The 21,033-nt window shown below is 69.7% G+C and carries 27 protein-coding genes; 18 read left to right on the forward strand and 9 right to left on the reverse strand.

The features are described from left to right. Window positions 1-28: 28 nt before the first annotated feature. Window positions 29-697 carry an SDR family oxidoreductase gene (locus ACFWIW_RS03215; protein ID WP_378366856.1) on the forward strand — a complete coding sequence of 223 codons (669 nt, stop codon included), beginning with the start codon at window positions 29-31 and terminating at the stop codon, window positions 695-697. Window positions 698-701: 4 nt separating this feature from the next. Then, on the forward strand, window positions 702-1,595 hold the full coding sequence (locus ACFWIW_RS03220) for an SWIM zinc finger domain-containing protein (protein ID WP_378366857.1): 894 nt from the start codon (window positions 702-704) through the stop codon (window positions 1,593-1,595). A gap of 160 nt (window positions 1,596-1,755) precedes the next feature. Here the strand turns inward: ACFWIW_RS03220 and ACFWIW_RS03225 are convergent, their stop codons facing one another. Then, window positions 1,756-2,748, reverse strand: a complete 993-nt coding sequence (locus ACFWIW_RS03225) for a tetratricopeptide repeat protein (protein WP_378366858.1) — start codon at window positions 2,746-2,748, stop codon at window positions 1,756-1,758. A 178-nt stretch (window positions 2,749-2,926) separates the two neighbouring features. On the opposite strand from ACFWIW_RS03225, the gene ACFWIW_RS03230 reads away from it, so the two are divergent. Together ACFWIW_RS03230 and ACFWIW_RS03235 are read left to right on the forward strand one after the other, a co-directional pair. Next, window positions 2,927-3,574, forward strand: coding sequence for an HNH endonuclease family protein (locus ACFWIW_RS03230; protein ID WP_369797390.1), 648 nt, complete (start codon window positions 2,927-2,929; stop codon window positions 3,572-3,574). Window positions 3,575-3,602: 28 nt separating this feature from the next. Next, on the forward strand, window positions 3,603-4,259 hold the full coding sequence (locus tag ACFWIW_RS03235; protein ID WP_378366859.1) for an alpha/beta hydrolase: 657 nt from the start codon (window positions 3,603-3,605) through the stop codon (window positions 4,257-4,259). Here ACFWIW_RS03235 and ACFWIW_RS03240 read toward each other — a convergent pair. Then, window positions 4,237-4,872 (reverse strand): nitroreductase family protein, encoded by a 636-nt coding sequence (locus tag ACFWIW_RS03240; protein ID WP_378366860.1) that lies wholly within the window; start codon window positions 4,870-4,872, stop codon window positions 4,237-4,239. The two genes, ACFWIW_RS03235 and ACFWIW_RS03240, sit on opposite strands and share 23 nt — an antisense overlap. Before the next feature lie 55 nt (window positions 4,873-4,927). On the opposite strand from ACFWIW_RS03240, the gene ACFWIW_RS03245 reads away from it, so the two are divergent. After that, complete coding sequence (locus ACFWIW_RS03245) at window positions 4,928-5,404, forward strand: MarR family transcriptional regulator (RefSeq protein ID WP_378366861.1); 477 nt, start codon at window positions 4,928-4,930, stop codon at window positions 5,402-5,404. On the opposite strand, the gene ACFWIW_RS03250 is transcribed toward ACFWIW_RS03245, so the two are convergent. From ACFWIW_RS03250 to ACFWIW_RS03260, 3 genes are all read right to left on the reverse strand, one after another. Further along, window positions 5,373-5,798, reverse strand: a complete 426-nt coding sequence (locus ACFWIW_RS03250) for an ATP-binding protein (protein WP_378366862.1) — start codon at window positions 5,796-5,798, stop codon at window positions 5,373-5,375. The two genes, ACFWIW_RS03245 and ACFWIW_RS03250, sit on opposite strands and share 32 nt — an antisense overlap. Window positions 5,799-5,875: 77 nt before the next feature. Further along, on the reverse strand, window positions 5,876-6,595 hold the full coding sequence (locus ACFWIW_RS03255; RefSeq protein ID WP_240601542.1) for a SigB/SigF/SigG family RNA polymerase sigma factor: 720 nt from the start codon (window positions 6,593-6,595) through the stop codon (window positions 5,876-5,878). Window positions 6,596-6,645: 50 nt separating this feature from the next. After that, a complete protein-coding gene (locus ACFWIW_RS03260; RefSeq protein ID WP_016330768.1) occupies window positions 6,646-7,062 on the reverse strand; it encodes an anti-sigma factor in 417 nt (138 codons plus the stop codon). Between the two features lie 136 nt (window positions 7,063-7,198). On the opposite strand from ACFWIW_RS03260, the gene ACFWIW_RS03265 reads away from it, so the two are divergent. The 6 genes from ACFWIW_RS03265 (at window position 7,199) to ACFWIW_RS03290 (ending at window position 10,317) form a co-directional block, all read left to right on the forward strand. Beyond that, on the forward strand, window positions 7,199-7,507 hold the full coding sequence (locus ACFWIW_RS03265) for a WhiB family transcriptional regulator (protein ID WP_016330769.1): 309 nt from the start codon (window positions 7,199-7,201) through the stop codon (window positions 7,505-7,507). A gap of 214 nt (window positions 7,508-7,721) precedes the next feature. After that, on the forward strand, window positions 7,722-8,075 hold the full coding sequence (locus tag ACFWIW_RS03270; RefSeq protein WP_016330770.1) for an STAS domain-containing protein: 354 nt from the start codon (window positions 7,722-7,724) through the stop codon (window positions 8,073-8,075). Window positions 8,076-8,129: 54 nt separating this feature from the next. Next, window positions 8,130-8,915, forward strand: a complete 786-nt coding sequence (locus tag ACFWIW_RS03275) for a metal-dependent hydrolase (RefSeq protein WP_240596117.1) — start codon at window positions 8,130-8,132, stop codon at window positions 8,913-8,915. A gap of 63 nt (window positions 8,916-8,978) precedes the next feature. Then, window positions 8,979-9,536 carry a TetR/AcrR family transcriptional regulator gene (locus tag ACFWIW_RS03280; RefSeq protein ID WP_378366863.1) on the forward strand — a complete coding sequence of 186 codons (558 nt, stop codon included), beginning with the start codon at window positions 8,979-8,981 and terminating at the stop codon, window positions 9,534-9,536. 53 nt (window positions 9,537-9,589) lie between these two features. After that, window positions 9,590-9,901, forward strand: coding sequence for a hypothetical protein (locus ACFWIW_RS03285; protein ID WP_378366864.1), 312 nt, complete (start codon window positions 9,590-9,592; stop codon window positions 9,899-9,901). 35 nt (window positions 9,902-9,936) lie between these two features. Continuing rightward, window positions 9,937-10,317: a hypothetical protein gene (locus ACFWIW_RS03290; protein ID WP_378366865.1), complete on the forward strand. Its 381-nt coding sequence runs from the start codon at window positions 9,937-9,939 to the stop codon at window positions 10,315-10,317. 45 nt (window positions 10,318-10,362) lie between these two features. Here the strand turns inward: ACFWIW_RS03290 and ACFWIW_RS03295 are convergent, their stop codons facing one another. Beyond that, on the reverse strand, window positions 10,363-11,997 hold the full coding sequence (locus tag ACFWIW_RS03295) for an ABC transporter permease (RefSeq protein ID WP_378366866.1): 1,635 nt from the start codon (window positions 11,995-11,997) through the stop codon (window positions 10,363-10,365). Next, window positions 11,994-12,890 carry an ATP-binding cassette domain-containing protein gene (locus ACFWIW_RS03300; protein ID WP_378366867.1) on the reverse strand — a complete coding sequence of 299 codons (897 nt, stop codon included), beginning with the start codon at window positions 12,888-12,890 and terminating at the stop codon, window positions 11,994-11,996. The genes ACFWIW_RS03295 and ACFWIW_RS03300 overlap by 4 nt, the downstream gene beginning before the upstream one ends. Window positions 12,891-12,984: 94 nt before the next feature. On the opposite strand from ACFWIW_RS03300, the gene ACFWIW_RS03305 reads away from it, so the two are divergent. Continuing rightward, window positions 12,985-13,488, forward strand: coding sequence for a GbsR/MarR family transcriptional regulator (locus tag ACFWIW_RS03305; RefSeq protein ID WP_378366868.1), 504 nt, complete (start codon window positions 12,985-12,987; stop codon window positions 13,486-13,488). A 49-nt stretch (window positions 13,489-13,537) separates the two neighbouring features. On the opposite strand, the gene ACFWIW_RS03310 is transcribed toward ACFWIW_RS03305, so the two are convergent. Then, window positions 13,538-14,128, reverse strand: coding sequence for a TetR/AcrR family transcriptional regulator (locus ACFWIW_RS03310; RefSeq protein WP_378366869.1), 591 nt, complete (start codon window positions 14,126-14,128; stop codon window positions 13,538-13,540). Between the two features lie 96 nt (window positions 14,129-14,224). Between ACFWIW_RS03310 and ACFWIW_RS03315 the strand changes: the two genes are divergently transcribed. The 6 genes from ACFWIW_RS03315 to ACFWIW_RS03340 all read left to right on the forward strand — a co-directional run bounded on the left by ACFWIW_RS03315 (window position 14,225) and on the right by ACFWIW_RS03340 (window position 20,009). Continuing rightward, window positions 14,225-14,857 carry an NAD(P)-dependent oxidoreductase gene (locus tag ACFWIW_RS03315; RefSeq protein WP_378366870.1) on the forward strand — a complete coding sequence of 211 codons (633 nt, stop codon included), beginning with the start codon at window positions 14,225-14,227 and terminating at the stop codon, window positions 14,855-14,857. An 85-nt stretch (window positions 14,858-14,942) separates the two neighbouring features. Then, a complete protein-coding gene (locus ACFWIW_RS03320) occupies window positions 14,943-15,659 on the forward strand; it encodes an SGNH/GDSL hydrolase family protein (RefSeq protein ID WP_378366871.1) in 717 nt (238 codons plus the stop codon). 125 nt (window positions 15,660-15,784) lie between these two features. Next, window positions 15,785-15,949, forward strand: a complete 165-nt coding sequence (locus ACFWIW_RS03325; protein ID WP_378366872.1) for a hypothetical protein — start codon at window positions 15,785-15,787, stop codon at window positions 15,947-15,949. Between the two features lie 332 nt (window positions 15,950-16,281). Next, entirely contained in the window at window positions 16,282-16,887 is a 606-nt protein-coding gene (locus ACFWIW_RS03330; RefSeq protein WP_101611873.1) for an RNA polymerase sigma factor, read from the forward strand. Beyond that, a complete protein-coding gene (locus tag ACFWIW_RS03335; protein WP_007030725.1) occupies window positions 16,884-17,363 on the forward strand; it encodes a hypothetical protein in 480 nt (159 codons plus the stop codon). The genes ACFWIW_RS03330 and ACFWIW_RS03335 overlap by 4 nt, the downstream gene beginning before the upstream one ends. A 42-nt stretch (window positions 17,364-17,405) precedes the next feature. Continuing rightward, window positions 17,406-20,009 carry a CHAT domain-containing protein gene (locus ACFWIW_RS03340; RefSeq protein WP_378366873.1) on the forward strand — a complete coding sequence of 868 codons (2,604 nt, stop codon included), beginning with the start codon at window positions 17,406-17,408 and terminating at the stop codon, window positions 20,007-20,009. A gap of 404 nt (window positions 20,010-20,413) precedes the next feature. Here the strand turns inward: ACFWIW_RS03340 and ACFWIW_RS03345 are convergent, their stop codons facing one another. Next, window positions 20,414-20,854 (reverse strand): SRPBCC family protein, encoded by a 441-nt coding sequence (locus ACFWIW_RS03345; protein ID WP_378366874.1) that lies wholly within the window; start codon window positions 20,852-20,854, stop codon window positions 20,414-20,416. Window positions 20,855-21,033: the final 179 nt, after the last annotated feature.

Below are 21,033 nucleotides of genomic sequence, written 5' to 3' on the forward strand. Positions count from 1 at the left end.
GTGTTAGTGACTCACATCTGGGGTGAGCATGAAGACGGCATTGGTGACCGGGGCGTCGCGGGGGATCGGGGCAGCGATCGCGCGCAGGCTCCAAACCGACGGCATACGAACGATCGAGCGCTCAAGCGGACAGGCCGACTTGTCGACGATGGAGGGAGTCGACAAAGCCCTGGAGGGCATCGACAGCCTGGACATCCTGATCAACAACGCGGCAGCCGCACCGGGAGGGCCGATCGAGACCGACACGCCCGAAGGCTTCGACCACCTGATGGCGGTGAACGTCAAGGCGCCGTACTTCCTCATCCAGCGGGCACCGCTGAACGACGGCGGCCGCATCGTCAACATCTCGTCGGTCGCCACCAGGATGGCCAACCCGGCACAAACGTCCTTCGCGATGACCAAGGGCGCGCTCGAGACGATGAGCCGCACCCTCGCCCACCAGCTCGGACCGCGCGGCATCACGGTCAACGTCGTCGCGCCGGGCGCCACCAGGACCGCGGACAACGGCCGGATCTTCACTCCGGAGCTGGAGGCAGCCGTTAAAACCCTCACCGCGCACCGGAGGCTCGGTACGGCGGAGGACATCGCGGACGTCGTCGCGTTCCTCGTCTCCGACGACGCCCGGTGGGTGACGGGGCAGGTCCTCGACGCGAGCGGTGGGTTGTTCCTCGGTCCTCCGGCGCGAGGCGCAGAATAGGCCGGTGACGTGGTTCAGCGAGGACGAACTCCGCAGGCAGGCCGGTGACGTCTCGTTCGCGCGCGGCGCCAAGTACCTGGAGTCGGTCGAGACGCTGGACGACGTCGCGGGCGGCGTGACGGCGGTGGTCAGCGGCACCGACCGGTACACGGTCCGGTTGCGCAACGTCGACGGCGAGCTGGTCGGCGAGTGCTCCTGCCCGCACGCGGCGGACGGCTTCTTCTGCAAGCATTGCGTGGCCGTCGGGCTGCTGGTGCTCGAAGGGGTGGCGGACGGCGGCGCGGCCGACATCCGCGGCTACGTCGAGACGCTGGACCGCGACGAGCTGATCGAGCTGCTCGTCGGGCACGCGAACGAGGACCCGGTCCTGTTCCGCAAACTCTCGCTCAGGGCCGGCCGCGGCGACCTCGACGCGTTGCGCCGGCACGTCGAGGGAACGTTGCGGTTGCGCGGTTTCGTCGGTTTCCAGGGCACGGTCGCGTACACCGAGAAGGTGCGCGAGGTGCTCACCACCGCCAGGGAACTGATGGACGGGCCGCTGCTGTGCCGTGTCATCGAGCTGGTGGTCGAGGCGCTGGACTTCGTCGAGGACTCCTTCGGCGCGCTCGGCTCCGAGGTGCAGGGCGCGCTCGCGTTGTACGCGGAGGCCTGCGCGGACTCGCCACCGGAGCCCAAGGAGCTCGCGGAGTGGTTGCTACGGCTGGATCTCGACGGTTCCGGCCGGGTCGACGTGAACATCGCGGACTTCACCGCGGGCCTCGGTTTCGAGGGGCTCGCGGTGTTCCGCGCCGGCGTCGAGGAGAGGTGGCGGCTCGACGACGGCGAGGACCCGTACCGCAGCCGCAAGCTCCAGCGGCTGCGCGAGGGGTTCGCGGCGATGCGGAACTGGAAGGCCTAGGCCGTGTCCTGTAAGGCTGTTCGACGGGCTTCGTGATCCAGGTGGTTCCTTGCGGTGCGGGCGGGTCGGCCTCGTACCGGGTCGTACTCGGCCGAGCCCGCCCGTGCCGTCAGGGAGCACCTGGGCGCGAAGACCGCGAACAAGCCTTGCAGGACACGGCCTAATACCGCTGGCGGTTGCGGTACAGCTCCTCCAGATCCTTCAGCCCCGCCTGGTCGCCGGTGTCGGCGGCCGCGCGGAACCAGTGTTCGGCCTCCTGGAAGTTGCCGTGGTCGGCGGCCAGCCTGCCGAGGTTGGTGTACGCGGGAACACTGCCGAGCTCCGCGGCCTTCCGGTACCAGGCGGTGGCCTCGCCGGGATCGTTCCGGTCGTTGGCCAGCACGCCCAGATTCGTCATCGCGGCGGCGTCGCCCCGTTTGGCGGCCTTGAGATACCAGCGTTCGGCGGCGTCGAGTTCGCCGCGGCGGTGCAGCACCAGTCCCAGCCGGACGGCGGCGTCGGGGGCACCGGCGGCCGCGGCCGCGTGAAAGCAGCTTTCGGCGCGCGCGAGGTCGCCTCGTTGCTGGGCCTGGTGGCCGAGTTTGATCAGCGACGCCGCGTCGGCCTCTTCGCTCGCCTTGCGCCACCAGGGATCCGCTTCGGACGTCCGGCCGGTGTCGCACAGCACGGCGCCGAGCGTGATCATGCCTTCGACGTTGCCCGCTTCGGCGGCCTCGGCCGCCCAGTACTCGGCCTCTTCGAGATCGCCGCCGCGGTGCCTCGACCGCGCGAGTTCCGCCATCGCTTCGACGCGGCCCTCCGCGGCGGCCCGGCGCCACCAGTCCTCCGCGGCGCTGGAATCCCCTCGGCGCGCACAGAGATTTCCCAGATGGGACATGGCATGCGAATCACCGGCGGTCGCGGCTTCGCGATACCAGCGTTCGGCCTGTTCCGGTACGCCGCGCTCGTTCAGGAGATGCGCCAGGTTGCCCATCGCGACCCTGTCCCCGCCCTCGGCGGCCTTGCGGAACCACGTCTCGGCCTCGTCGAGATCACCGCGCTCCAACGCGGTGGATCCCATACGTGCCATGGCGATCACGTGTCCGCGTTCCGCGGCCTTCCGATTCAGATAGTCGTCGATCCGGGTGTTCCACTTACGTTTTTCGGCGCCCACGAGCCCGCTCCTTCCGGCAGCGTCCCTGGGGTAGTCGCTGCTCAGGGCCCCGATGTGACAACAACTACCGGGTGTCATCGTCGTGTCGCGCCCGGTTTCCCCGCGTCGCGCGGCGATACTTGGCGCTCCCCATCCCCCGTCGAGAGGAAACCGCGCGGTGGCCACGCGTACCAGCCAGATGACCACGGCTCAGCGGTTGCTCCTGCTGATCACCCTCGCCGCCGTCGTGCTCGCGGTGTTCTGGTTCGTGAGCGGCAAGGGCGACGCGCTGCAGCCGAAGCCCGCGAACCCCGCGAGCGCGGCCGACGCGCGCAAGCAGCTGGACGAGCTCACCGTCGCACCGCGCGGTTCGATGGACGGCTACGACCGCAAGAAGTACCCGCACTGGGACAACCAGGGGAACAACTGCAACACCCGCGAGTTCGTGCTCAAACGCGACGGCAAGGACGTCAAGACCGGTTCCGACTGCGCCCCGACCTCCGGCAGCTGGACGAGTATCTACGACGGCGAGACCTGGACGAAGCCGACCGACGTCGACATCGACCACATGGTGCCGCTCGCCCAAAGCTGGGTCAGCGGCGCGAAGTCGTGGACGGACGAGAAGCGGCGCCAGTTCGCGAACGACCTGACCCGGCCGCAGCTGTTCGCCGTCACCGACAACGTCAACCAGGAGAAGAGCGACAAGGCGCCGGACCAGTGGAAGCCGCCGCTCGTCTCGTTCTGGTGCACCTACGCCACCGACTGGATCACCGTGAAGCATTACTACGGTCTCACGATCACCACCGCGGAGAAGAGCGCGCTCAGCGACATGCTCGGTCGTTGCTGATCTCCCCGGCTTCGGGTTGGCTGGGGCCATGGCGACCTTCGTATTGATCCACGGCGGTGGCGGCAGCGCCTGGGACTTCCACCTCCTCGAGGCGGAGCTGGCCGGCCGCGGGCACGACGTCGTCGCGGTGAACCTGCCGATCGACGACGAGAAGGCGGGCTTCGGCGAGCACGTCGACGCCGTCGTGAACGCGATCGGCGACCGCGGGGACCTGGTCGTGCTCGGCCATTCCTACGGCGGCTTCACCGCGCCGCTGGTGGCCGAGAAGCTTTCGCCGCGGCTGCTCGTGATGCTGACGCCGATGATCCCGAAGCCGGGCGAGTCGCCGGGGGATTGGTGGGGCAACACGGGTTTCAAGTCCGACGAAAGCCTCAGCGAGGAGGAGCAGTTCTACAACGGCGTCCCCGCGGACATCGTCGCGGAGGCGGGTTCGCACGCCCGGAACCAGGTCAGCGCCGAATGGGGGCAGCCTTGGCCGCTGGACAAGTGGCCGGACGTCCCGACGAAGGTGCTCATCGCGCGCGAAGACCGCTTCTTCACGCCTGAGTTCCAACGCCGGGTCGTCCAGGACAGGCTCGGTTTCGCGCCCGACGAGATCGACGGCTCCCACTCAGTGCCCTTGAGCCACCCCAAGGAACTGGCGGACCGGCTGGAGTCCTATCTCACCAGCGATCCAGCCGCATGACCTCTTCGAGCGGCTGACGCGCGGCGGGCTTGAAGGTGTCACCGGTGTAGAACGCCGTCGGGATGAGCGCCGCCTGGTGCACGTTCTCCGGCAGGCCGAGGATCTCCGCGGCCTCCTTCTCGTACGCGAGGTGCAGCGTCGTCCACGCCGTGCCGAGCGTGACCGCCCGCGCCGCGAGCATGTAGCTCCACACCGCCGGCAGCAGGTTCCCCCACAGTCCGGCCTGGTTCCCGGCCGGCAGTTCCGCGCTGTTCGTCTCCAGGCACGGGATGACGTGCACGGGCACTTCGCCCATCTTGTCGGCAAGGTACTCGACGCTGGAGCCGACGCGCTTCTGCACCTTCGACCGCTCCGGGTCGTCCGCGAACAGCTTCCCCGCCGCCCGAGGGGAATCCAGGTATTCGCGGCACGCCCGCTGGTAGAGCTTCCCGAGCTCGGCCCGCTGCCCGGGATCGGTGATCACGAGCCAGTGCCAGCGCTGTGTGTTCGACCCGCTCGGCGCCTGCAGCGCGACCTGCAGGGCGTGTTTGACCAGTTCGAGAGGCACCGGCCGGGTCAGGTCCAGTCGTTTGCGGACGGTCCGGGTGGTCGTCAGCAGCTCTTCGGGCGTCATCCGAGGATTATGTCGTTATGATCCGCTGGTGGGGAGGCCGCCGCGCGAACGAGGAATGGGCACATTGCTCAGGCACGTCCTCGACGTGACCGAGGCGGACGTGTCCGCGTTCTTCGAGGACATCGGGCTGGGGGACTACCGCCCGCGGTTCACGCCGTTCGTCCGCGCGATCGTCGAGCACGGGCCGCTGCCCATCCGCGACCTCGCCGCCGAGGTCGGCGTCACCCATTCCGCGGCCAGCCAGACCATCGCGCAGATGGCGCGTCAGGACCTCGTCTCGCTCCGGCCGGGGACCGACGCCCGGCAGAGGATCGTCTCGCTGACCGAGAAGACGCTCCGCCTGATGCCGACGCTCGAAGCGGAATGGGCGGCGACCAGCGCCGCGGCCGCGCAGCTGGAAGCCGAACTGCCGTACCCGCTCAGGGAGGTGCTCGTCGCCGCGGTCGAAGCCTTGGAGCGGAAACCGCTCCGGGAGCGCATCGCCGAAACGGACGCCGCGGTCAAGCTGAAGCGTCGGCTCGGGCAAGACTGAACACGGCCCAGACGTACTTCCCGCCCGAGCAGAGCTCGTGTCCCCAGTCGTCGGACAACGCGTGCACCAGCTGAAGACCGCGGCTGCGCGCCGCCATCGGCGACGGCTCCTTCAGCTTCGGCCGGTTCGTCCCGGAGTCGAAGACCCGCAGGGTGAGCCTTCCGCCGGAGTACTCGACCTCGAGCCTGTCGGGCCTCTCGCCGTGCTCGAAGGCGTTCGTGACCAGCTCGGAGGTGGCCAGGAGGACGTCGTCGACCGCCGGTCCGTCGAGGCCGAGGCTCCCGAGAGTCGCCCGCACGGCCTGTCGCGCGACGGCCGGGGCCGTCACATCGACCGGCAGGGGCAGGGAGACCACCGGCAACGAGCCCTCCGATCGCGTCTTGGACATCGTCATGGTTCCGCACCTCCCCTCACGAGAGACTCCCAGATCCGCTGTTCGACTCCCTGATACCCACAAGGGCCGAGGTCGAATCAGGCTCCGTCCGTGAGTTCCGTCTCGGTCAATCCTTCACGCAGTTTCTTGAGCGTGGCGGCCAGCAGTCTTGACACCTGCATCTGGGAAACGCCGACACGGCGCGCGATATCCGACTGGCTCATCCCGGACCCGAACCGCAGCGCGACGATCTTGCGCTCGCGATCGGGCAGCCGTTCCAGCATCGGCCGCAGCGCCTCACGCAGCTCCGCCTGGCTCAGATTGGCGTCCGCCTCGCCGAAGCGGGTGTGCGCCGAGTTCTCCAGCAGGTTGTCCAGCGAGGCCCCGTACCGGCCCTGGCCGGCACGGAGGCCTTCGTAGACCTCGTCGATCGGGACGCCGAGATGCGTGGCGATCTCACTGGGCTTCGGCGCGCGGGAGAGCCGGACGGTCAGCTCCTCGCGCGCGGCCGAGATGTTCGCGTTCAGCTCCTTGAGCCGCCGCGGCACCCGGACCGACCAGCTGTTGTCGCGGAAGTGGTGCCGCAGCTCGCCGGAGATGGTGGGGACCGCGAAGGCCAGGAAGTCGCTGCCCTGGCCGGGGTCGAATCGGTCGACGGCGTGGATCAGCCCGATCGTCGCGATCTGGACCAGATCCTCCATCGACTCGTCCCGGTTGCGGAACTTGCGCGCCAGATTGCGCGCGAGTTCGAGATGCGCGCGCACCAGCTCGTCCCGCAGCGCCTCGCGCTCGGGGGCGTTCGGGGGCAGCGCGCACATGCGCTCGAACAGGACCGGGACGTTCGCGCCGTCTTGCTCGACGGGTTCGGTCACGGCCGGGCCGCCTCGCTCTCCCGGATGAGTTCCACCCTGGACAGGTAGCCGCCGTCGGCCGGGGTGACACTCCGCCGCGCGGACGTCGCGAGCGCGGTGAGCAACTGCCAGGACAGACCGGTCTCGTCGTCGGGTTCCGGGGAGTCCGAAAGCACCGAGACGGTCACCTCGATCCGCCCGTCCTTCCACGAGAAAACGCAGGTCAGATGGCCGTCGGCGGCCGAGGGGAGCAGCATCGAGCAGGCCTCGTCGACCGCCATCCGGAGATCTTCGACGGCGTCCAGATCGAAGTCCTGGCGCATCGCGATATCCGCGACGATCGTCCGGAGGGTCGGTACCACGTGCGGTACCGCGGCCGTGCGTACCTCGATGAGTTGAGCGCCCTCCCCGCCGGGCGGGGTGTTGTCCACCACGTGTGTTCCTCTCTCGAGCTGCGCTGCCGATCCGTCAGATGCCCTGGGTGTGAGCAAACCAAACCCACGTTTGAGCCGTGCAGGGGGCGGGCATGTAACCGGCGACAAACGATCTCCTTGGAAGGCGGGGACCGACATGGCTGACGTGAGCCGGCTGCCGAACGTGGTGGCGGAAGAGTGGGACTGGCAGCTCCGTGGGTCGTGCCGAGGCGCGGACAGCAGCTTGTTCTTCCACACGGACAACGAACGCGGTTCCGCCCGTGAGCGGCGCGAATCGCGGGCCAAGGCGATCTGCCACACCTGCCCCGTGCTGGCGCAGTGCCGTAAGCACGCGCTCGCGGTGCAGGAGCCGTACGGCATCTGGGGTGGTCTTGGCGAGATCGAGCGCCGCGAGCTGTTCCTCCGTGAACGCCGCGCCGGGCGCAAGGCCCTGACGGCGCATTGAGCGCGCCTCGGGCACCGGTCGGCGACGCGCACGACGGCGATCGTGGCGCCCCGTCCGTACTGGGTTAGGGTTGGGACTGTCGTTGCGGGGACAGCCACGCCTACCCGCCGAAGAAGAGCGTGCGTCCGTGTCCGGACTGGGCGCGGCCGTCGCTTGAGACCACAGGCGCGTTCCGGCGCTGAGCGTCGGTTCTCACCTGATGAGGAGAATGTGCATGCCCGCAGCGGACCAGAACACCACGCCGCCCGGTTTCAGCATCACGCTGGACGCCGACGCGTCTGAACCGCGTGTGGTGGTCACCGGTGAGCTAGACCTGCTGACGAGCCCGCAGCTTCAGGAGACCCTCGGGGCCCTGATCACGGACAAACCGTCGGGCCGGGTGGTCGCCGACCTGACCGGCGTGACCTTCTTCGACTCCTCGGCGCTGAACGTGGTGCTCCAGGCGCAGCGCCAGGCCGCCGAGAAGGCGGTCGAGCTCGAACTGGTGCCCAGCCCGCAGGTGAGCCGCGTGATCGAGCTCACCGGCGTCGCCGAGCACCTCAGCGTGTCGGAGGAGCCCCCCGCCTGATCCCCCGCTACGGTCGTGGGCTCGTGATCCGCGACACCTGGGGGCAGCAAGATGATGGGGCGGACGCATGCCCTGACGGGGTGGTGCGCGGGCCTCGCGCTCGCGCCCGCCGTCGGAGCGGGCACGGTGCACCAAGCGGTCGTGTTCGCCGCCACCACGGCGGGTTTCGCCCTCCTTCCCGACCTCGACCATCCGGGCGCTCGCGCGTCGAAGTTGCTCGGCTGGTTCACCGGCGCGATCTCATGGCTGCTTCGCCGGGTTTCGGCGGCTCTCTACGCGCTGACCAAGGGGCCCCGGGACGAGAAGGTCACCGGTAAGCACCGCCATCTCTCGCACACCGTCCTGTTCGCCGTCGGACTCGGTTTCCTGACCTCCTGGGGTACCGCCGAGGGCGGGCCTTGGGCCGTGTTCGGCGTGGTCGTCCTCGGCCTGCTGCTCGCGGAAGGCGCGCTCGGCGACTGGCTCCTGCCGGTCAGCGGTGCCGCCGTCGGCTGGTGGGTGTGGACCGCGCCGCCGGACAAGGCGGCGCAGCTCGCGGAGATCTCCGGCTGGCTCGGCATCGCCGTCGCGGCCGGGTGTTTCGTGCACTGTCTCGGGGACGCGCTGACCGAATCCGGCTGCCCGTTCCTGTTCCCGATCCCGATCGCGGGCGAGACCTGGTACGAGATCCGGCCGCCGAAACCGCTGCGGTTCCGCACCGGCAAGAAGGTGGAGAACCGGCTGATCTTCCCGGTGTTCGCGATCGCCGCGGTGGTGCTGATCCCGGGTGTCTGGGAGTACCTGTTCACCACGGTCCAGGGGCTGCTCACGCCGGACGGGACGCAGACCGCGGTGCACTGAGGAATGCCCTCGTCGCCGTCGGCGTTGAATCGGAACGCCGGACCCGGTTGAGGAGGGGGAACAGTGGACAAGCCCGTGCTGCGCGCCGACGCGCGCCGCAACCGCGCGAAGGTGCTCGCGGCCGCCGAGGAGGCCTTCGCCGTCGACGGCCTCGCCGTCCCCCTCGACGAGATCGCCCGTATCGCCGGGGTCGGCGCGGGCACCGTCTACCGGCATTTCCCCAGCAAGGAAGCGCTGTTCCAGGCCGTCGTCGTGGAACGTCTCGAACAGTTCGCGCGCGAAGCCCGCGAGCTCCTGACCGCCGAAGACCCCGGTGAAGCGTTCTTCGACTTCTTCAAACGCGTCGTCCAGCAGGCTTCCCGCAACCGGGCCCTCTGCGACGCGCTCGCCGAAACGACCGGACTGGGTTTCAAGGCGAGCGCGGGCGACGAGTTCCGCTCGGCGACGCAGGCGCTGCTGACGCGGGCGCAGACCGCGGGCGCCGTTCGCGAGGACATCGACGGCGACGACCTGCGCGCCCTGATCGCCGGTTGTCTCGCCGCCGAACGGTATTCACTCGAAGAACGGCATCTCGTGCGGATCATTGTCGACGGTTTGCGCACGTTGCGTAACAAAACGTAAGATCAACGCGAGTAGTCCCCGTACCTGCGCTTCGCATGGCGAGGGGGTGCCGGATGTCGAGCCAGGGTTCCGTCGCGGTCGCGGCCATCGCGGGCCTCGCGACCGGGTTGCTCGTCGCCGCCCTCTTGGTGGCAAGCCGCGAGCCGCAGCATCGCGTCTACGAAGTCGGCACGACCCCGTCCCCGGCCTCGACCTCCCGTTCGGTCGGGCCGGTCACGGTGACCGTGCCGGGGAGCGCCCCGGAGCCGCTCGTCGTCACGCGCACCCGCACGCCGGCGCCGCGCACGGTGACCAGGACCGTGACGCCTTCACCCACGTCGACGGTGCTGCCGCCGTCGACGACCACGGGATTCCGAAGCGACTGATGCAACCAGGGCGGCCTACGCCTCGTCTGCCCGGTATGCGGCGACTACCCGTTTTCCTGCTCCTGCTCACCGCTTTGGCCGCGTGCGGTCCCGGTGAGAAGGCCTGCCCCGCCATCGCCCTGTCGGAGGGGATCTCCCTCGACGTCCCGCCCGAAGTCACCCGTGTGTCGCTGGAGTTGTGCTGGGCCGGTGCCTGCGTGACCGAATCCGCGCCCGGCGGCGAGCACGTCTTCGTCCCGACCCGGGGCCTCCCGACCACGCCGGTCCGGACCACGGTGACCCTCGACGACGGAAAACCCCACGTCCTCGACGTGACCCCGGTGATCGCCTATCCGGCGGGCGAGGCGTGCGGAGGCGGCGTGCCGGTCGCGAAACTGGTCGTGACGTCCGGCGGCGAAGTACGGCAAGTACCGTGAAGGCCGCCCTCCCCGTCGGGCGGCCTTCACGGTTTTCCCCTGTGGCTAGCCGACGTCGCGACGCCGCCAGCCCATGAGCCCGGCCACGAGCGCGACCACGGCGACCCCGGTCAGCCAGACCAGCGGTGTCGCGGTGAACTCCGCGGCGGGCAGTTTCGGAACGTGCGAGAACGGTGAGGCGTCCACGATCACCTGCGGCAGGTTCAGCACCGGGCCGAACAGGCTGAGCAGCAACGCCAGCCCCGCGATCGCCCACGCCGCAGTCGTGAACTTCGGCGCCAGGCCGAAAAGTGTCACGGCGAGACCGGTGATCACCCATACCGCCGGAAGCTGTGCCAGCGAAGCGAGCACCATGTCCCCGATCGCGTCGCCGACACCGCCGGCGCGCATCCCGTTCGACAGTCCCAAAAGGACACCGCTGACGACCATCATCAGCGCCGTGCCGCCGAACGCGAACACCAGATGGCTCCCCAGCAGCCGCAGCCTGCCCACACTCGTCGCGAGCAGCGGCTCGACCCGCACCGCCGTCTCCTCGGCGCGCAGCCGCAGCGCGGCCTGCACCCCGTAGAGCGCGATGATCATGGCGAACAAGCCGGCCATCGCCGCCATGAAGGCGTCGATCAGCGCGTCCGTGCCACCCAGCCGGGTGAAGATCTCCTTCGCCTGCCGGCTTTCCCCCACGACGTCGCCGATCCCGCTCGCCACCGAGCCGAACACCGCGGCACAGACCGCCGTGCCGATCAGCCAGCCGATCAACGGCCCCCGGTGCAGCCGCCACGCCAGCGCGAACGGGCTGCGCAGGGACGCCGCCGCTTCGGCGGGCCCGGGACGCGGCGGGACGATGCCGGTGCCGACGTCGCGGCGCGGAAGGAGGGCGTAGCCGATCGCGCCGACGGCCACCGTCGCGGCCAGCGGCAGCAGGAAGACCCGCCACCGCTCGTCGGCGAACGGCCGCACCTGCTGCGCCCAACCGAGCGGAGACAGCCACGAGACCCAGGTCGCGTCCGAGGTCGAGTCGCCGACCGCGCGCAACAGGAACGCGACCCCGACGGCGGTGGCGCCGATCCCGTTGGCCGTCCTCGAATACTCGGCCACCTGGACGGCGACCGCCGCGACCGCCGTGAAGACCAGCCCGGTCACCGCGGTGGCGGCGCCGAACGCGAGCGAGCCCGCGGCGGGCAGCTTCGCGCCGATCATCAGCCCGGTCTCGACTCCTCCGATGAGGACACTCGCCCCGGCGGACACCAGCACACCCGAGGTCAGCAGGGCGTACCGGCCGACCACCGCGGAGGCCAGCAGCTCCGCGCGGCCGGAGTCCTCCTCGGCCCTGGTGTGCCGGGTGACGGTGAAGACCGCCATCAGCGCGATGACCAGTGCGAGGAAACCGCCGAGCCGCCACGCGGTGAACCCGCCCGCGGTCGAGAGGTCGAAGGCCGGGCCGTAGATCAGCGAAAGCGACGGGTTCGCGCCCATGCCCGCGGTGAGCCCGGCCCGTTCGGCGGCCGTCGGGTACAACGTTTCGAACGTGCCCGACGACGTCGAGGGCATGATCCCGAGCAGGACGATCCAGATCGGCAGGACGATCCGGTCCCGCCGCAGCGCCAGCCTGGTCAGGTGCCAGGTGCCGACCAGCCCGTGCGCCGGTCCGGCGACGAGGGGACGGTCGAGCGTCGCGGTCATTTCGCGCTCGCTTCGGTGGTGTAGTGACGGAGGAACAGCTCCTCCAGCGTCGGCGGCTGGCTGGTCAGGCTGCGGACGCCGACCTGGGTGAGCTGACGCAGGGCGTCGTCGAGGGAGCGGGTTTCGACGTCGAAGCGGACCCGGTTGCCCTCGACCTTGAGGTCGTGGATGTTCTCCAGCTTCGTCAGCCCGTTCGGCGGGCCGGCGAGCTCGGCCGAGATCGACGTCCTGGTGAGGTGCCGGAGCTCGGCGAGCGTGCCGGTCTCGACGGTGTGCCCGTTGCGGATGATGCTGACCTTGTCGCAGAGCGCCTCGACCTCGGCCAGGATGTGGCTCGACAGCAGCACCGTGCGGCCCTGCTCGCGCTCCTCCTGGATCGCGTACTGGAAGGTGGCCTCCATCAGCGGGTCGAGGCCGGAGGTCGGCTCGTCGAGGATCAGCAGGTCCACGCGCGAGGCCAGCGCGGCCACGATCGCGACCTTCTGCCGGTTGCCCTTGGAGTAGGTGCGCCCCTTCTTCTTGGGGTCGAGGTCGAACCGTTCGACGAGGTCCTTGCGGCGGCGCTGGTCGAGCCCGCCCCGCAGCCGCCCCAGCAGATCGATCACCTCGCCGCCGGAGAGGTTGGGCCAGAGGTTCACGTCGCCGGGGACGTAGGCGAGGCGCCGGTGCAGGCTCGCCGCGTCCTTCCAGGGGTCGCCGCCGAGCAGGCGGACGTCGCCCGAGTCCGCGTGGAGCAGACCGAGCAGGACCCGGACGGTGGTCGACTTCCCCGCGCCGTTCGGGCCGAGGAAGCCGTGCACCTCCCCAACGGGTACCCGCAGGTCAAGGCCGTCCAAAGCCTTGGTCCGGCCGAAGGATTTGTGGAGACCGGAGATGGAGATGGCGTTTTCCATGAAGCTGAAGGTACAGTGATTTCACGAAGTTGTGAAGTTAAGAAAACGTATGGATGGTGTGATCACTCTGGGGGAGGTAAGAGAGGATGTGCTCATGACGACGACGCCTGAGAGTGCTTCGAGCACCCAGAGAGACGAGGACGCCGTCCGCCGTTACGTGGAGCACCTGGGCCTCACGCTTTCCCAGATCGGGATGCAGCGGATGCCCGCCAGGGTGTTCGCCGCGTTGATGACCACCGACGCCGGCCGTCTCACCGCGGCCGAGCTGGCCGACCAGCTCTCGGTGAGCCCCGCCGCGATCTCGGGGGCCGTGCGGTACCTGGAACAGATCGGACTGGTCGCCAAGGAACGCGAGCCCGGCTCACGCCGCGACCACTACCGGCTCTTCGACGACCTCTGGTACGCCACCTTCATGAAACGCGACCGCATGATCACCATGTGGCGCGACGCGGCCGACGAGGGCGTTTCGGCGCTGGGGCCGGACACCCCGGCGGGCGAACGCGTCGCCGAGATGCGCGACTTCCTGAGCTTCATGATCAAGGAGCTCAACGACATGTACGCGAAGTGGCACGAGATGCGGGACGAAAAGGGCAAGTAGCCCATCGGGCCTCGTGAGTGTTCAGGACGGTTAGAACCGTCCTTGCCACTCACGAGGCCAGCGCGACCACCAGCGTGTCCGCCAGCCTCGTCGCCCACTGGTCCAGTTCGTCCTGGCCGGGTTCGCGGTCCTCGAAGGACGCCAGGAACGCGTACTGGAAACACGCCCCGAGCAGTAGCGACGCCGACGCGTCGAGATCCGCGTCCTCGCGGATCCTGCCGAGCCGGGCCTCCTCCCTCAGGTACTCGGCGACGCGTACGAGCGGGACGTCCGGCCCGCGGTCCCTGCTCATGACCCGTTCCCGGTGGGTCGCGAGCAGCTCCCGCGAAGAGAACAGCGACACCGCGATCGGGAAGCTCTCCAGATAGAACGACAGCGTGATCCGCGCCAGCCGGGCGAGGTTCGCCGCGAGCGGGGTGTCCGCCGCCGTCTTCATCAGCTCGTCCAAGGTCGTCCCGAGCGCGGGCAGCCGCTCGGTGAGCACGCTCGTGAATATCTCGGTCTTGTCCTTGAAGTGCTTGTACAGCAACGCCTCGGAGTAGCCCGCCGCCCGCGCTATGGCCTTCGTCGTGGCATGCGCGTAGCCCTGCTCGCGCATCACCTTCGCCGCCGCGGCGACGATCTCCTCGCGGCTTCCCATGTTCGCTCCTGAGGGCTTCTCAGCGTTCGCTCGACAAGTGGTAAGTGAACACTCACCATAGTGGGTGAGTGTTCACTAACCCAGGAAGGCGTGACCATGAAGCTCACTGTTCTCGGTGCCACGGGCGGCGTCGGCTCCGAAGTCGTCAAGCAGGCGCTGGCCGCGGGCCACCACGTCACGGCGGTCGTCCGCGACCCGTCCCGGCTGGCCGTCGAGGGCGAACTGCTGGAGGTCGTCGTCGCGCAGCTGTCCGAGCACGGCGCGCTGACCGAGGCGGTGTCCGGGCGCGACGCGGTGATCTCCGCCCTCGGCTCCCGCGACCGCAACCCGACGACCATCGTCACCGACGGGGCACATGCCGCCGTCGCCGCGCTCGGCTCGGCGGGCGTCCGGCGGCTGCTGCTGGTGAGCGCCAGCGGCCCGTTCGTCGACGGCGACGCCTTCTTCACCAGGAACGTCGTCAAGCCGATCCTGGGCAGGATCCTCCGGCACGCGTTCACGGACATGATCGCCGCCGAGCGGATCGTGCGCGCGAGCGATCTCGACTGGACGATCGTGCGCCCGCCGCGTCTGCTGAACGGGCCGCACACCGGCGAGATCGCCGCCCGCACCGACGGCAACGTCCGCGGGAGCTACAGCATCAACCGCGCCGACGTCGCCGATTACCTGCTCCGCGCGGCCGCGGACGACTCGCTCGTCCGCCAGACGGTCTCGATCGCCCACGGCTGACTCCCCGCATTTCGTCCTCTAGATGCGGTTGTTGCGTGCGCAACGATCGCGTTCAGAGGACGAAACGCGGCAGTAGGGTCGCGAGGTGATCAGCCGTGCGGTGGTGCTCGCCCCCATCCTTCTCACGCAAGCCGTCCGGGTGCGCCGTACGACGCCAAGGTTGCCCGGCGCCGCGGGACCGGTCACCGGCCTGGTGGCCGGCGACGGCGACCCGGTGCGGCTCGCGGTACTCGGCGAGTCCACTGTGGACGGGGTCGGCGCGGCGACGCACGCCGAGGCGCTGACCGGACGGCTCGCGGAGGAACTCGCGCGGGACGGCCGCGCGGTCGCCTGGCAGGCACTCGGCCGGACCGGCGCCAACGCCCGCGTGGTCCGCGAGGATCTGCTGCCGCTGCTCGAACCCGCCGACCTGGTCGTGATCGCGCTCGGCGTCAACGACACGATCGAACTGCATTCGGCCACGCGCTACCGGCGTGACCTGCTCGACCTGATCGTCGCGCTGCGTCGTCGGGTGGGGCGGGTCCCGGTGGTGCTGGCCGGCGTGCCGCCGATGGGCCGGTTCCCCTCGTTGCCGCGTCCGCTGCGGGACGTCCTCGGCGCGCGGTCGGCCGTCCTCGACGCCGCGGCCGCCCGGCTGGCGCTGCTGCCCGGCGTCGTCCACGTCCCGATGCCCGCCGCGATGCTGGACCCCGCGACCTTCGCCGAGGACCGTTTCCACCCCGGCCCCGAGGGCTATCGGCGCTGGGCGGGACAACTCGCGGACGTGAGCCGCCGGCTACTAAGCGACACCTTTTCCGGCTAAAAGCGCTGATCAGGTCACTCGCTTGCCACAGATTAAGAAATTTCCATGAAAAAGCTGGCTCTGCGTGTATCTGGTGGCAGCCTCGTTGCGTCCTATGGAGCAGTCGAGGAAATGAGGGACACCCGATGACGACCGAGACCAACACCGCGCCCGTCGACGACGAGGCCACGGCCACCGAAGACCTCGAAGAGACGACACCGAAGCCGATCACGGCGCCGGTCCCGCCCCGTCCCGGCACCAGCCCCGACGGCAACTGGGACCCGCACAGCACCGACCCGCCGGTGAACTGAACCAACACAGACAGGTGATGTCCGGAGGCCGAGGGGGCCGCCGGGCATCACCTCCGGGTGCTCCTTCGGGGGAGGGGGACGCCCGGACGCGGGCCCGTTGGGGAGCGGGCCCGGGGGGAGGGAAAAAAGGGCCGGCCGGTGCGCAGTCCACACCTACTCGCGCCGGCCGGTGCCTTTGTCCTCCGCCCACACCGATGGGGGACGACCGAAAACTCGACAAAAAAGTTAGTGACTTGATGTATCCCAGAGCCTCTTGCACGCTCCTTCTCCCCGAAGGGCCCGCGATACTGCCAGCGCCGACACGAAGACACGTCCGAAGTGGGGCAGATACGGTGACCGACGTGCAAACGACCGAGGTAGACCCGCCATGGGAAGGACTGACCGGTGCCGACCTGCATGCCGCCTGCATGCGCGCGGCGCGGGCCGGTGACCGCCAGGCGATGGACAGACTTGTGCACGAGCTGACCCCGCTCGTGTGGCATGTCGCGCGCGCGAACGGGCTCGATCGCCTGACCGCCGAGGACGTGGTCCAAACGGTGTGGCTCGCCCTGTTCAGCCAGCTCGACAAACTCCGTGATCCCAAGGCGCTCGCCGCGTGGTTGATCACCACCACCAGGCGCGAGGCCCAGCATCCCTTCGGCCGCCGCGCTCAGCCCGTCCCGCTGACCGACGAGCTGGCCGAAAGCATGGAGAGCACCCATCCGGCCCCCGAAGAGGAAGCCGTCCGCGCCGACCGGGATCGCCGGGTCTGGCGCGCCTTCCTCCGCCTGCCGCACCGCTGTCAGCAGCTCCTTCGGCTGACCGTGCTCGCCGGGCGGGCCGAATACCAACTGGTCGCCGAAGCACTCCGTATGCCGCGCGGAAGTGTCGGCCCGACCAGGGGCCGTTGCCTCGAATCGATGCGCGACCTGCTGGCCCACGAAGGGGGAAGCCGATGAACGACCTCGGGACGCCGGGGGAGATGACCTCCCCGGGCGATGAGGCCTTGCTCGCCGATATCGGGCGCTTCATGGACGAACTGGACCCGCCACCGGGAGACCTGGTGCAGCGGGTTCAGTTCGCGCTCGCGCTCGAAAACCTCGACGTGGAGGTCGCCCGCTGGGAGCGGATGGACGCCACGGCGGGTGTTCGCGGCAGCGACACCGGCACGATCACCTTCACCGTCAGCGATCTGACCGTGATGATCAACCTCACCAAGATCGGCAAGAAACACCGGATCGACGGCTGGCTCGTGCCCGCCGGCGAGTACGGAGTGGAGGTTCGCGTCGCCGAGCACGGCACGAGTTCCACCACCGCCGACGAGGGAGGCCGGTTCGTGCTGGACAACGTCCCCCAGGGCACCACCCAGATCGTGATCCACCTCGGCGACGTGACCTGTCGCCGGACGGTCGTGACCCCGACAGTGGTGCTGTAACCGGACGGCTGTTCCGTTATGCGGCGTGGGTGTGCTCCCATAGTGCGTGTGCCCGCGCCGTCTCCTCCTGTCGTCGATCCCGTAGCCGAAGAGGCGGCCGAACTCCTCGCCCAGGCGAGGGCCGCCGCCTCGGATCACGGGCTCAGCAGGCCGATCCGTCTGCTGCGGCGCGCGCTCACACTGCTCGGCCCGGTGGACGCGGATCTGGTCGCCCGGTTGGAGGTCCGCGTCCGGATCCTGATCAGCCTGGCGGCGGCCGAAGCGGAGATCGCGTCCCAAGAGGACGGTCTCGCCCGGCTGGACGAGGCGGAACGCATCCGGCTGTTGCTGCCCGGTGGCGACGTGCGGCACGAGCTGCGCTTCGTCGTCGGACTCCAGCGAGCCGTCGTGCTGATGCGCGCCGGCAGGCTGGAGGAGGCGCTCGCGCTCAACAACGCCTTCCTGCCCGGGCTGGCCGCCGAAGGGGCCAAGCACAGCATGGTGCTGACGCGGTCACTGGTGAATCGCGCGTGGCTGCACCTGGAGATGAGCAACCCGGACGCCGCGTACCAGGACCTCGTCCGCGCGCTGGAGCTGGCCGTCGAGCACGGATACCGGCGGCTGGAAGGGAAGATCCGGCACAACCTCGGTGATCACGCGCAGCTGCTCGGCGACATCCCGGAAGCACTCCGGCACTACGAGCAGGCCGCCGCGATCTTCGTGACCGACGGTTCCGGTTCGCTGCCGCTCGTCCGCCTCGATCAGGCGAAGGCGCTGCTCACCGCCGGGCTCGCCGAAGAGGCGGCGCGGCATCTCGACGACGCCATCCCGGAATTCCGGCGCAACGGCGCGGTGCACCTCGTCGCGGAAGCGGAGGTCGCCAGGGCCGGTGCCGCGATCCTGGAACGCGACTACCCGCTGGCGAAGAAGCTCGCGGCGTCGGCGCGGCGGAGCTTCCTGCGGCGCGGCAAGGGCCGCTGGGCGGAGATCGCCGCGTTGACCCGGCTCCGCGCGGACGCGGTGAAGGTCTTGGCGGACCGGGAGAAGAAGCCGTCCGCGAAACTGCCGGAGCGGCTGGCCGATCTCGCCATCCGGCTGGCCGGGCTGGGTCTGCGGGACGAAGCGGGCGCGGCCCGGATGTTCGCGGTGCGGCTGCTGATCCGTCGCGGGGAGACGGCCGCCGCCCAAGCGCTACTGGCTCAGGTGCCGAAACCGCGGCAGACCACGCCGATCGACCATCGGATGCAGCTGCGGTTGTGCCGGGCCGAACTCGCCGTGGCGTCCCACCGGCCGCGTTCGGCGCTCGCGCAGGCGCGGGCCGGGCTGGCGGAGCTCGGGCAGATCCGCGACCGCATGGGCGGACTCGACCTCGTCTGCGGGACGGCGGCGCACGGCGAAGAACTGGGCAAACTCGCACTGACCCTGGTGCTCAAGAAGGCGAGGCGCAGCGGCGCCGGGGCGAAGAGCCTGTTCGCGTGGCTGGAACGCACGCGCGCGCAGGTGTACCGCTACGAACCGCTCCCAGTGATCGAAGATCCCGCGCTCGCCCGGCACATCAACGAAATGCGGCACGTGCAGGGGACGATCCAGGCGCGGCGGCTGTCCGGTGAACCGGTCGGGAAGCTGGAGGAGCGCTACGACCGCTTGCAGCGGGAGGCGACGCGGCTCGGGTGGTACACCAGCCAGTGGGGGCGCCCGCGGCCGGTCTCGGCACCCGAAGAGGTGGTCGAGCGGCTCGGCGACCGCGTGCTGGTCAGCCTGATGGGGTATCGCGACACCTTGTACGCGGTGGTCGTCGACCGCGGCCGGTTCCGGCTGCTGAAGCTGGGGCCGCTCGGGGAGATCGTCGAGACCGCGCGGCAATTGCACGCGGATCTCGACGCGCTGGCCCCGGACAACCTGCCCGCGCCGCTGGTCGAGGTCGTCACCGGTTCCGCGCGGCGCCGGGCGGACAAACTGGACCGGCTGATCTCCGCGTCGCTGGCGAAGACGCTGGAGAACCGTGAGCTGATCATCGTGCCGATCGGTTCGCTGTACGCGTTGCCGTGGGGTGCTTTGCCTTCACTACACGGACATCCGGTGTCGATCGCGCCGTCTGCGACCGCATGGGTGACCGCGTCCGGGCGGCGGAACTCCGGCCCGGTGCTGCTCGCCGGCGGGCCCGGGGTGCCGGGTTCGGTGGGTGAGGTGCGGAACCTGCGGGCCGTGTACCCGCAGGCCAGGCTGGTCGACGGGAAGGACGCGACCAGCGAGGCCGTCCTGTCCGCTTTGGACGGTTCCGGAATGGCGCATCTGGTCGCGCACGGCGCGCACGAACCGGCGAACGCGTTGTTCTCGAGGCTGGAGCTGGTCGACGGTCCGTTGTACGCGCACGAAACCGCCCGGCTCGCGAAGCCGCCGGAACGGGTGGTGCTGGCCGCGTGCGAACTCGCGATGAGTCATATCCGGCCAGGCGAGGAGGCGCTCGGTTTCGCCGGGACGCTGCTCGCCAGCGGCTCGCGGACGGTCATCGGCGCGATCGCGCGGGTCGGCGACAAGGCGGCCGCCGCGGCGATGGCAGACCTGCACCGGCGGCTGGCGCTGGGGACCGCGCCCGCGCTGGCGCTCGCGGAAGCGACCGCCGCCGATCCGCTGCGGCGCCCCTTCCTTTGCCTCGGCGCGGGCTGAAGGGGACTTTCACCGCGTCCAATGTGGCTGTGGCGTCCTTCGCCGCGTCGCGCGCAGCGAAGGCGTCCCTCACCGCGCCCTATGTGGCTGTGGCGTCCTTCGGCTACCCACAGGAGTTGTCCACAACCAACGCCCTCTGTGGACAACTCCGCCGAGCGCCCGTTCCCGTCGCCCAGCGCCGGTAGACTGGACTCGGGGTCGCCCCCCTGGGACGGGTGGGGGACTGAGGGGCGGCAGCCGAAGTTCCCGGTCGTCCACAAAGGACACTCGCGGGGTGGAATTGTCCGTTTGATGCCTGCGTTGCCGAGTCTGTTCGGTCCGTGAAGGCCTCCTTGAGGGACCCAGAGTCCCTCAAGGAGGCCTTCACGGACTTCGGGGGTGCCCGACCAGCGGAGGGAGGGGGGTCAGGCGCGTTCGGCGTGTTTCACCAGGCGGGTGGCCAGGATCGAGATCACGGCGCGCAGTGCCGTGCGGACGGCGGCCCCGGTGCCGGGCAGCGGCTCGGTGAACCGGCCGGTCCACCGCAGATCCGTGCCGCCGGAAGCGTTCGGCGTGAACGAGACTTCGGCGCGATAGTCCTTCAGCGGCGCGAGACCTGCGAAGCCGTAGACGTGCTTTCGGTCCTGTTCGTACTCCAGTGTCTCCTCGTGGAGATACACCGGCCACAGGCCGACGGCCCGTACCGCGCCCACGCCGTCCGCGTCCGGTTCCCGCGCCCAGCGCGAGTGGAACACCACCGGCTTCGCCCATTCCGACCACCGGGAACCGTCGGCCTCCAGCGCGAACAGCGAAGCGGGCGAGGCGCTGCTCGTCCGGTTGACCTCGAAGGAGTACGTCTTGCCCATGCGGCGACGATAACCGCTCCGAACGCCACGGATAAGTGCCAAGAGTGCCAGGGCCGCGCCCGTCGACGTTGCGAAAGCCACTTTCGCAACCAAAAAAAAATGGGAAAATGGGGTAGGAACCCCGCCCCCCCCCCCCGCCCCGACCCAGGTGTAAAAATGATGGGGGGGGACGCCCCCCC

The sequence above is a fragment of the Amycolatopsis sp. NPDC058340 genome (genome assembly GCF_042723975.1).
Taxonomy (GTDB): domain Bacteria; phylum Actinomycetota; class Actinomycetes; order Mycobacteriales; family Pseudonocardiaceae; genus Amycolatopsis.

Coding starts and splice junctions, on each gene's coding strand:
- ACFWIW_RS03310 (WP_378366869.1), bottom strand. CDS start 14,128: ATGGGAAGCCGCGAGGAGATCGTCGCCGCGGCGGCGAAGGTGATGCGC.
- ACFWIW_RS03345 (WP_378366874.1), bottom strand. CDS start 20,854: ATGGGCAAGACGTACTCCTTCGAGGTCAACCGGACGAGCAGCGCCTCG.
- ACFWIW_RS03300 (WP_378366867.1), bottom strand. CDS start 12,890: ATGGAAAACGCCATCTCCATCTCCGGTCTCCACAAATCCTTCGGCCGG.
- ACFWIW_RS03335 (WP_007030725.1), top strand. CDS start 16,884: ATGAACGACCTCGGGACGCCGGGGGAGATGACCTCCCCGGGCGATGAG.
- ACFWIW_RS03285 (WP_378366864.1), top strand. CDS start 9,590: ATGTCGAGCCAGGGTTCCGTCGCGGTCGCGGCCATCGCGGGCCTCGCG.
- ACFWIW_RS03250 (WP_378366862.1), bottom strand. CDS start 5,798: ATGACGATGTCCAAGACGCGATCGGAGGGCTCGTTGCCGGTGGTCTCC.
- ACFWIW_RS03295 (WP_378366866.1), bottom strand. CDS start 11,997: ATGACCGCGACGCTCGACCGTCCCCTCGTCGCCGGACCGGCGCACGGG.
- ACFWIW_RS03275 (WP_240596117.1), top strand. CDS start 8,130: ATGGGGCGGACGCATGCCCTGACGGGGTGGTGCGCGGGCCTCGCGCTC.
- ACFWIW_RS03230 (WP_369797390.1), top strand. CDS start 2,927: ATGACCACGGCTCAGCGGTTGCTCCTGCTGATCACCCTCGCCGCCGTC.
- ACFWIW_RS03265 (WP_016330769.1), top strand. CDS start 7,199: ATGGCTGACGTGAGCCGGCTGCCGAACGTGGTGGCGGAAGAGTGGGAC.
- ACFWIW_RS03315 (WP_378366870.1), top strand. CDS start 14,225: ATGAAGCTCACTGTTCTCGGTGCCACGGGCGGCGTCGGCTCCGAAGTC.
- ACFWIW_RS03255 (WP_240601542.1), bottom strand. CDS start 6,595: ATGTGCGCGCTGCCCCCGAACGCCCCCGAGCGCGAGGCGCTGCGGGAC.
- ACFWIW_RS03215 (WP_378366856.1), top strand. CDS start 29: ATGAAGACGGCATTGGTGACCGGGGCGTCGCGGGGGATCGGGGCAGCG.
- ACFWIW_RS03235 (WP_378366859.1), top strand. CDS start 3,603: ATGGCGACCTTCGTATTGATCCACGGCGGTGGCGGCAGCGCCTGGGAC.
- ACFWIW_RS03245 (WP_378366861.1), top strand. CDS start 4,928: ATGGGCACATTGCTCAGGCACGTCCTCGACGTGACCGAGGCGGACGTG.
- ACFWIW_RS03240 (WP_378366860.1), bottom strand. CDS start 4,872: ATGACGCCCGAAGAGCTGCTGACGACCACCCGGACCGTCCGCAAACGA.
- ACFWIW_RS03270 (WP_016330770.1), top strand. CDS start 7,722: ATGCCCGCAGCGGACCAGAACACCACGCCGCCCGGTTTCAGCATCACG.
- ACFWIW_RS03305 (WP_378366868.1), top strand. CDS start 12,985: ATGACGACGACGCCTGAGAGTGCTTCGAGCACCCAGAGAGACGAGGAC.
- ACFWIW_RS03325 (WP_378366872.1), top strand. CDS start 15,785: ATGACGACCGAGACCAACACCGCGCCCGTCGACGACGAGGCCACGGCC.
- ACFWIW_RS03290 (WP_378366865.1), top strand. CDS start 9,937: ATGCGGCGACTACCCGTTTTCCTGCTCCTGCTCACCGCTTTGGCCGCG.